Below are 8,027 nucleotides of genomic sequence, written 5' to 3' on the forward strand. Positions count from 1 at the left end.
CGCGCCGACGCCGAGGTGTGCCCAGGCGCGCAGCCGGCGTACGCCCGCGCTCGCCGCCTGCGCGTCCAGCGCGGCGACGAGCCGGTCGGCTGCCGGGGCGCTGATGTTCTCCGTACTGAAGGCCGAGAGAGGCGGTGGGTTTCCCATGCCGACCACTGTAGGGATCGCGCGCGGCCCTGGTGACGTGGACTCAACCGGCCTCGCGCGCCACACCCGCGATGACTTCCACCGCCTTGTCGAGTTCGGTCTCGGTGTTGTAGTAGTGCGGGGAGAGCCGTACGAGCGGGTGGACGCCGCGGTCCTCGGCGTCGAACTGCGTCTGCTCGGGGACGGTGAGGGAGACGTTGACGCCGTGGCGCGCGAGCGCGGCGCCGACCTCGGCGGTGGCGACGCCGTCGACCTTGCAGGTCACGATGGCGCAGCGGTCGACGCCGAGGTCGTACGTCGCGACGCCGGGCAGCGCGTCGAGCCGCTCCCGCAGGTAGGCGCCGAGGGCGACGGCGCGCCGGGCGATCCGGTCGACGCCCAGGTCCAGGGCCTGGCGGACGGCGCTGCTGAGGCCGAGGACGTTGGAGTAGCTCTTCTCCCAGGTCCCGAAGCGCCGGGCGCCCGGGCGCCAACTGTAGCCGCGCGCGCCGTCCCAGGCGGCGGTGTCGATCTCGATGACGGAGGGCTCTATGCGGTCCAGGATCCCGGGGGCGACCCAGAGGAAGCCGGTGCCGCGCGGCCCGCGCAGGAACTTGCGGCCGGTCCCGGTCAGCAGGTCGCACCCGATCGTGGCGACGTCGACGGGGAGCTGCCCGACCGTCTGGGTGGCGTCCAGCAGGTAGGGCACTCCGGCCGAGCGCGTGATGCGGCCGATCTCGGCCGCCGGGTTGACGAGGCCGCCGCTGGTGGGGATGTGGCTGACACCGACCAGCCGGGTGCGCTCGTCGATCAGCTCGGCCAGGGCCGCGGTGTCGAGCCGGCCCGACTCGTCGTTGGGGACGACGACGACCTCGGCGCCGGTGCGCTCGGCGACCTGGAGGTAGGAGAGGACGTTGCTGCCGTACTCGGCCCTGCCGGTCAGGATCCGGTCGCCGGGCCGGAAGACCAGCGAGGAGAAGGCCGCGCTCCAGGCATGGCTGGAGTTGTCGAACAGCGCCACGTCGTCGGGGCCGCCGCCCACGAGTTCGGCGATGTTCGCGTAGGTGGCCTCGATCCGCTCCCCCTCCTGGGCTGAGGCCTCGTAACCGCCGATGGCGGCTTCCAGTTCGAGATGTCCGGTCATCGTCTCCAGCGTCCGCCGGGACAGCAGACCGGCGCCGGCGTTGTTGAGATGCACCCGGTTCGCGCATCCGGGGGTCTCACCGCGCAACGACTCGACATCCAGGTGATCCGTGCGGTCCGTTTGATCCATGCGGGATCTCTCCCCTCCTTCGGTCACGGTGACGCCTCACGGGGCGTCGCCGGTGATGATCACTAATGCGCGGTCCAGCCGCCGTCGAGGGCGAAGGAGGTGCCGGTGATGAACGACGCCTGCGGGGCGCAGAGATACGCGACGGCCTCGGCGACCTCCTCCGGCTCCAGGAGGCGCTTGAGCGCGGTGTCCTGGAGCATGATCTCGGCGATCACCCGCTCCTCCGGGATGCCGTGCGCCGCCGCCTGGCCGGCGATCTGCTGCTCGACCAGCGGGGTGCGTACGTAGGCGGGGTTGACGCAGTTGGAGGTGACGCCGTGCGGGGCGCCTTCGAGGGCCGCCGTCTTGGAGAGCCCTTCGAGTCCGTGCTTGGCGGCCACGTAGGCGGACTTGAACGGCGAGGCGCGCAGCCCGTGCACGGACGAGATGTTGACGATCCGGCCCCAGCCCTGGGCGTACATGTGCGGCAGAGCGCCCCTGATCAGCCTGAAGGGCGCCTCCAGCATCACGGTGAGGATGGTGTGGAAGACCTCGGGCGGGAACTCCTCGATGGGGCTGACCAGTTGCAGCCCGGCGTTGTTGACGAGGATGTCCGCGCCCTCCGCCACGCCCTGCGCGGCGTCGAGATCCGTCAGATCGACCACACACGCCTCGACCCCGCCCGGCAGCCCGACGGCCCCGTGGACGAGCGCCCGGAGCCCCTCGGGGTCCCGGTCCACGGCTCTGACCCCGGCCCCGGCGGCGGCGAGCCGCAGCGCGCAGGACCGCCCGATGCCGCTCGCGGCACCGGTGACGAGGGCGGTACGGCCGTGGAGGTCGAGGGCGAGGGGAGCCGCCCCTGGGTCGGACGGCGTGCGGGGCACAGTCATGGTTCAAGAGCGTAGGCCCTGGGTCCGACAGCGGGGCTGAGACCGGCCGGTGCCGAACACGCGCCGGCCGTGCCCTCGCCCCGCCTCACGCGTAAGTGGAGGGCTCGAACCACGTCGGGCCGTCGCCGAGGGCCTGCTTGATACGGAAGAGCGCGAACTCCTCCAGCTCCGGCAGCGCGTCCACCGAGAACCACCCCACGTCGAGCGACTCGTCGTCGTTGACCCGCGCCTCGCCGCTCACCGCACGGCAGCGGATGGTGGTGTCCATGAACTGGCAGATGTCACCGTTGGGGTAGGTCACCGGGCGGCGGAACGCCTCGACGAGCACGATCCGTTCCGGCTCGCACCGTACGGCCGTCTCCTCGTACACCTCGCGCACCGCCGTGTCGGCGGGCTGCTCCCCCGGCTCCGGAATGCCCCCGATGATCGACCAGCGGCCCGTGTCGGCGCGCCTGCCGAGCAGTACGCGGCCCTCGTCGTCGAGGACGACCGCGCTGACGCCCGGGAGAAACAGGAGTTGATGGCCCGCGGTGGCCCGCAGCTCACGGATGAAGTCAGGTGTTCCCATGCGCCGAGCCTAAGCGAGCGTTCCGCGCCGGCGGTCAGGCGCCGTCGGGACCGCTCCGCCCGGCCGCGCCCGCCCTGCGGACCCGTACCGTACGGAAGGTCACCCAGCCGAGGCCGGCCACGGCGATCGCCACCAGTACGACTTCCGGGAGCACGCCCAGCCGGGTCGCGGGGGTCAGTGACGTCCGCAGCGGCACCTTGTCGACCAGCGCCGCCGGTGTGAACATCTTCGTCTGCTGCACGACCGTCCCGTCGGGGCGGATGATCGCACTGACGCCACTGGTCGCAGGGACGACCACCGACCTGCTGTGCTCGACGGCCCGCACCCGTGACATCGCGAGCTGCTGGTAGGTCATCTCGGTGCGGTCGAAGGTCGCGTTGTTGCTCGGTACGGCGATGATCTCGGCGCCGTCCTTGACGGGGTCGCGCACGGCGCCGTCGAAGGCCGCCTCGAAGCAGGTGGCGAGTCCCACCTTGGTGCCGGCGAGGTTGAAGAGGCCCACCTTGTGTCCCGGTCCGAAGTCCCGGCTGACCAGGTCGACGTCGGAGTTGAAGAGCCGTACGAAGGACCGCATCGGGATGTACTCGCCGAACGGCTGGACATGCCGTTTGTCGTACGTGGCGACAGGGCCGCGCTTGGGGTCCCACTGGATCAGGGTGTTGCGGAGCTTGCCCGTGTCGGGTGTGAGCACCGTGCCGACGACGGTCGGCACGCCGATCGCCCGTACCGCCTGGTCGATGACCAGCCGCGCGTCGCCGTTGCGGTAGGGGTCGAGGTCGGAGGAGTTCTCCGGCCAGAGGACGAAGTCGGGCTGCGGGACCTTGCCGGCCTTCACGTCGCGGGCGAGCTGCTCGGTCCTGCGGACGTGGTTGTCGAGGACCGCGCGGCGCTGGGAGTTGAAGTCGAGTCCCTGGCGGGGCACGTTGCCCTGTACGGCGGCCACGGTCGCCGTGCCGTTCTCGGCCTTGTCGCTCACGAGCGGGATCGCGGCGAACGCTCCGGCGACCGGAACCAGGACGCCGGCAGCGGCGGCCACCACGGCGCCGCGCGGTACCCGGCCGGTCCTCCGGTGGGCGAGGACCTGGCGGTACGCCTCGTACAGACCGAAGCCGCACAGGACGACCGCGAAGCCGAGCACGGGGGTGCCGCCCACGGCGGCGAGCGGCAGGAAGACGCTGTCGGCCTGGCCGAAGGCGATCTTGCCCCAGGGGAAGCCGCCGAACGGCACCCGGGCGCGGGCCGCCTCGCCCGCGATCCAGACGGCCGCCGCCCACAGTGGCCACACCGGCAGGCGGGAGGTCGCGGCGATGCCGAGTCCGACAGCCGCGATGAACAGCGATTCGAACGCCACCAGGGCGATCCACGGGAAGGAGCCGACCTCGGCGCCCGTCCAGGACAGCAGCGGCAGCAGGAAGCCAAGGCCCGCGAGGTAGCCGAGGCCGAAGCCCGCGCGCAGCCGGCGCCCGTACAGGCTCCAGGCGAGCAGCGCGAAGCCGGGCAGGGCCAGCCACCAGAGGGGGCGTGGCGGGAAGCTGAGGTAGAGCAGTACGCCGGACAGCACAGCCCCGGCCGGCCTCACCAGGGCCCGCAGCAGCCGTGGCAGGCGCTTCTCGGCCGGGTCGGCGGGGGGCGGAGTGGGTTCTACCGCTGTCATCGTCGCGCTCACCTGGCGGAGTCTACGGGCGTGAGCTGTGAGTCGCTTCGAGCGGTCGGCGGTGTGACGAATGCGAGGGGGTCGCGTGCTACGGGGTACGCCGCGCGGTTCGGCGCACCGTCGTGTGCGGGCGGTTGATCAGGTGCCCGTCGCCGTGCCCTTGACCACGGGGCGCAGCCGGCGCCGGATGATCCGCACGGCCGCCTCCGCGTCGTCCACGGTGACGGTGAAGCTCCGGCCGTCCCCCAGCCGCAGGACCAGGCCCTCGCCACGGCGCACCACCACTGCAGAGCCCTTCTCGGGGCGCCAGCGGTAGCCCCAGCCGCCCCATTGGCGCGGAGTGACCCAGGGCGCGAAGTCGGCGCCCACGACATGGGCGAGCAGGATACGGCGGCGCGGCAGGCCCATATGTCCGCAGCGCACCTCCAGACAGTCGCCGTCGACCCTGACCGCCACATGGACGAAGGCCAGCGTGCCGAAGACCATCAGCAGCCCGGCGGCGACACAGCCGATCACGGACATCAGCAGCGCCGCGTATCCAGAGGTCCAGGCGGAGTCGATGGCCAGCTCCACACCGAGCGCGACGCACGCGGCGCCGGCGGCGGCGAACAGCCACTGCACACGGTTGGTGGCGCGACCGTTCCAGGTCTCGGGCAGGGGCTCAGCGGAGTGGCCCTCGTGCCGGGGATGCTCCCTCATGTCCAGCAGAGTACTCATGTTCTGACCCGGAAGAGCTACGGAGTCCGCCGGTTACGAAGGTCTCCTGAGCCGGGCCGCCCGGGACGATCTCGTCCTGCGAACGGCCGACACCGGCCAGCAGCCGTCCCTCCATGTAGGTGAGCGCCGCAGCCGGCAGCTCGCCCTCGGCACCGCTGAGCAGCACGGTGACCCGGCCGCCGGCCGCCGCGGGCGCGGGGCGCTCTCCCGTACGGCGCAGCGCCTGGGCGGCTACCGCTCCGGCCGAACAGTGCAGGACGAGGGGCGGCAGGCCGGTCCGTCCCTCGGAGACTGCGGCGCGGATGCGATCCGTCACGAGTTCGTAATGGGTGCAGCCCACGACGACGGCGGTGACATCGGGCGGGGTGAGGGCCGCGGCGGCGGCCACCGCACGGTCGATCCCCGCCTCGTCGGCGTGCTCCACCGCGTCGGCGAGGCCCGGGCACGGGACCTCGGTGACGTCGACGGAGGCGGCGAATTCCCTGATGAGAGCGCGCTGGTAGGGGCTGCCGGTGGTGGCCGGGGTCGCCCAGATCGCGATGGGACCGCCGCCGGCCGCGGCCGGCTTGATGGCGGGGACCGTACCGATGACGGGCACCAGGGGTTCCAGCTCGGCGCGCAGCGCGTCCAGGGCGTGCACGGACGCGGTGTTGCAGGCGACGATCAGGGCGTCCGGCCGGAGGGCCGCCGCGGCGCGCGCGACGGCGAGGGCGCGTGCGGTGACGTCCTCGGGCGTACGCGGTCCCCACGGCATGCTGCCGGGGTCGCTGGAGAGGATGAGATCAGCGTCCGGGCGGAGCCGGCGGACCGCCGTCGCCGCCGCGAGCAGGCCGATGCCGGAGTCCATGAGTGCGATCTTCACTCGGTCACCATAGTCGACCGTACGTACGGTCCTCTCGATGTGCGGCAGACTTCGGCAGATGAGCGTCATCGCGTGGATCGCTACGGGTTCGCTGGCCGTATGGGTCGGACTGCTGCTGGGTCACGGGTTCTTCTGGCGTACGGATCAGCGCCTGCCCGCCCGTGCGGAGCACTCGCCGCCGTGGCCGTCCGTCGCCGTCGTCGTGCCGGCCAGGGACGAGGCCGAGGTGCTGCCGCTGAGTCTGCCGTCGCTGCTGGCGCAGGACTATCCGGGGCGCCTGGAGATCTTCCTCGTCGACGACGGCAGTTCGGACGGTACGGGCGAGCTGGCCCGGGAACTGTCCGCGCGCCACGGCGGTCAGCCGCTGACCGTGACCTCGCCCGGGGAGCCCGAGCCCGGCTGGACGGGGAAGCTGTGGGCCCTGCGCCACGGCATCGCGCTGGCGCGCGCCGGCGATCCCGCGTATCTGCTGCTCACGGACGCCGACATCGCGCACCGGCCGGACAGCCTGCGCGAACTCGTCGCCGCCGCGCGGGCGAACGACCTCGACATGGTCTCCCAGATGGCGCGGCTGCGGGCGGAGAGCTTCTGGGAGAAGCTCGTGGTGCCGGCGTTCGTGTACTTCTTCTCGCAGCTCTACCCGTTCCGCCGGGTCAACCGTCCCGGGTCGCGTACGACGGCGGCTGCCGGCGGCTGTGTGCTCCTCCGTACGGAGGCCGCCGAGCGGGCGCGGATCCCCGAGTCGATCCACCAGGCGGTCATCGACGACGTGTCGCTGGCGGGGGCGGTACGGCGCTCGGGCGGCCGGATCTGGCTCGGGCTCGCCGACCGGGTCGACAGCGTGCGACCGTACCCCGCCCTCGGCGATCTGTGGCGGATGGTCTCGCGCAGCGCGTACGCCCAGCTCCGGCACAACCCGCTGGTGCTCCTCGGCACCGTGGCGGGTCTCGCGCTGATCTATCTGGCGCCGCCCGTCACGCTGATCGTGGGGCTGTGCACGGGAGACGCGGCCTCGGCCGGGCTCGGTTTCGCCGCCTGGGCGCTGATGACGGGCACGTACGTCCCGATGCTGCGCTACTACCGGCAGTCGCTGTGGACGGCCCCGCTGCTGCCGTTCACCGCGCTGCTGTATCTGCTGATGACGGTCGACTCGGCCGTCCTGCACTACCGGGGGCGCGGCGCGGCCTGGAAGGGGCGCACGTACGCCCGTCCCGAGCCGGCGCCGGACCGCTGAGCGGGCCCGCCGGTGGCGGCTACTTCCGGCCGGGGGTCCAGTTCATTCCCCAGCCGTACTCCTGGTCGATGGTGCGCTGCGGGCTGACCCGGGGTGCGGGGACGAGAAAGCGGGCCTCGCGCTGGACGACGAGGTCGGAACCGGTATTGGTGATCAGCGCGAGGGCGCACACCGTCGAAGGCACCGTGCATTCACCGAGTGAGAAGTCGATGGCGGCGCCGTTCTGCGGCTGGAGAGTGACCGTCGCGTCCAGGTTGGCGAAACTGCGCGCGCCTTCATAGATGGTGACGAAGATGACGACGCGGCGGAGCTGGTCCTTGTGGTCGAGGTTGATTGTGAGGTTCTCACCACTGGACCCGCCCGTGCGGTCGTCCTGATCGAGTTGGATGAACGGCGGACGGTTGACGGAACCGAACGCGTTTCCGAGCGCCTGCACGACTCCTTTACGCCCGTCGGTCAGTTCATAGAGGGCGCACAGATCGAGATCGAGAGCGGACTGGATACCGGCGGCCCGGCTCAGTTTCGCGGCCCAGCCGGACGACTTGGTTTCCTTCGCCTCCTTGGACGGCTTGCGCTCCTGCCAGCTCAGGTTGACGCGCATGGCGCCGGAGCTGCCGCCCTGCTTGGCGAGGGAGACCGACGGGGCTTCCTTCGTCAGGGTGACCTTGCTGAGTCGTACGGGCGTACGAGCCGGGGCGGGCGGGGTGGGCGCCGCGGCCGGGGC

6 protein-coding genes and 2 pseudogenes are annotated in these 8,027 nt (G+C 72.0%); 1 reads left to right on the forward strand and 7 read right to left on the reverse strand.

From position 1 onward, the window contains the following. Positions 1-190: 190 nt before the first annotated feature. From QR77_RS02515 to QR77_RS02540, 6 genes and pseudogenes are all read right to left on the reverse strand, one after another. Positions 191-1,399: an aminotransferase class V-fold PLP-dependent enzyme gene (locus QR77_RS02515; protein WP_040019445.1), complete on the reverse strand. Its 1,209-nt coding sequence runs from the start codon at positions 1,397-1,399 to the stop codon at positions 191-193. A 62-nt stretch (positions 1,400-1,461) separates the two neighbouring features. Then, positions 1,462-2,268, reverse strand: coding sequence for a 3-hydroxybutyrate dehydrogenase (locus QR77_RS02520; protein WP_040019447.1), 807 nt, complete (start codon positions 2,266-2,268; stop codon positions 1,462-1,464). Between the two features lie 85 nt (positions 2,269-2,353). Next, positions 2,354-2,836 carry an NUDIX domain-containing protein gene (locus QR77_RS02525; RefSeq protein ID WP_040019448.1) on the reverse strand — a complete coding sequence of 161 codons (483 nt, stop codon included), beginning with the start codon at positions 2,834-2,836 and terminating at the stop codon, positions 2,354-2,356. Positions 2,837-2,870: 34 nt separating this feature from the next. Then, positions 2,871-4,502 carry an apolipoprotein N-acyltransferase gene (lnt, locus tag QR77_RS02530; protein ID WP_040019449.1) on the reverse strand — a complete coding sequence of 544 codons (1,632 nt, stop codon included), beginning with the start codon at positions 4,500-4,502 and terminating at the stop codon, positions 2,871-2,873. Between the two features lie 126 nt (positions 4,503-4,628). Next, on the reverse strand, positions 4,629-5,189 hold the full coding sequence (locus tag QR77_RS02535; protein ID WP_040019450.1) for a hypothetical protein: 561 nt from the start codon (positions 5,187-5,189) through the stop codon (positions 4,629-4,631). 115 nt (positions 5,190-5,304) lie between these two features. Continuing rightward, positions 5,305-6,069: pseudogene (locus tag QR77_RS02540) on the reverse strand (aspartate/glutamate racemase family protein); the annotation flags it as partial. A gap of 58 nt (positions 6,070-6,127) precedes the next feature. Between QR77_RS02540 and QR77_RS02545 the strand changes: the two are divergent. Then, positions 6,128-7,303: a glycosyltransferase gene (locus tag QR77_RS02545; RefSeq protein WP_040019451.1), complete on the forward strand. Its 1,176-nt coding sequence runs from the start codon at positions 6,128-6,130 to the stop codon at positions 7,301-7,303. A gap of 19 nt (positions 7,304-7,322) precedes the next feature. Here QR77_RS02545 and QR77_RS02550 read toward each other — a convergent pair. Continuing rightward, positions 7,323-8,027 (reverse strand): annotated as a pseudogene (locus QR77_RS02550) (Tellurium resistance); the annotation flags it as partial.

This window comes from Streptomyces sp. 150FB, assembly GCF_000818195.1.
Lineage (GTDB): Bacteria > Actinomycetota > Actinomycetes > Streptomycetales > Streptomycetaceae > Streptomyces.

Excerpts from the sequence above, each read along its gene's own strand:
- QR77_RS02535 (WP_040019450.1), bottom strand. The coding sequence starts at position 5,189 with ATGAGGGAGCATCCCCGGCACGAGGGCCACTCCGCTGAGCCCCTGCCC.
- QR77_RS02520 (WP_040019447.1), bottom strand. The coding sequence starts at position 2,268 with ATGACTGTGCCCCGCACGCCGTCCGACCCAGGGGCGGCTCCCCTCGCC.
- QR77_RS02515 (WP_040019445.1), bottom strand. The coding sequence starts at position 1,399 with ATGGATCAAACGGACCGCACGGATCACCTGGATGTCGAGTCGTTGCGC.
- QR77_RS02525 (WP_040019448.1), bottom strand. The coding sequence starts at position 2,836 with ATGGGAACACCTGACTTCATCCGTGAGCTGCGGGCCACCGCGGGCCAT.
- QR77_RS02545 (WP_040019451.1), top strand. The coding sequence starts at position 6,128 with ATGAGCGTCATCGCGTGGATCGCTACGGGTTCGCTGGCCGTATGGGTC.